The 297-nt window shown below is 48.1% G+C and carries 2 tRNA genes; both read right to left on the reverse strand.

What is annotated here, in order from left to right:
• Positions 1-74: 74 nt before the first annotated feature.
• Positions 75-150, reverse strand: a tRNA-Ala gene (locus tag ACM6IV_RS16210).
• A gap of 10 nt (positions 151-160) precedes the next feature.
• Positions 161-237, reverse strand: a tRNA-Ile gene (locus tag ACM6IV_RS16215).
• Between the last annotated feature and the right edge of the window lie 60 nt (positions 238-297).

Raw genomic sequence — 297 nt, forward strand, 5'->3', positions numbered from 1 at the left:
TCTAATCAAAAGACTAGAAATCAATATTCAATGCGAATATTCATTTCTAAACTCTCAAACTTCGAAGCAGTTTATGGTGGAGCCAAGCGGGATCGAACCGCTGACCTCCTGCGTGCAAGGCAGGCGCTCTCCCAGCTGAGCTATGGCCCCATAACAAAATTGGTGGGTCTGGGCAGATTCGAACTGCCGACCTCACCCTTATCAGGGGTGCGCTCTAACCAACTGAGCTACAGACCCAATTTCGAGCTTGTAACTGTTAGCTCAGAGCTATCAGCTTGGAGCTTAAAGCTGCTTCTA

Origin of the sequence: Pseudomonas sp. IT-347P (genome assembly GCF_949768005.1) — a bacterium.
Lineage (GTDB): Bacteria > Pseudomonadota > Gammaproteobacteria > Pseudomonadales > Pseudomonadaceae > Aquipseudomonas.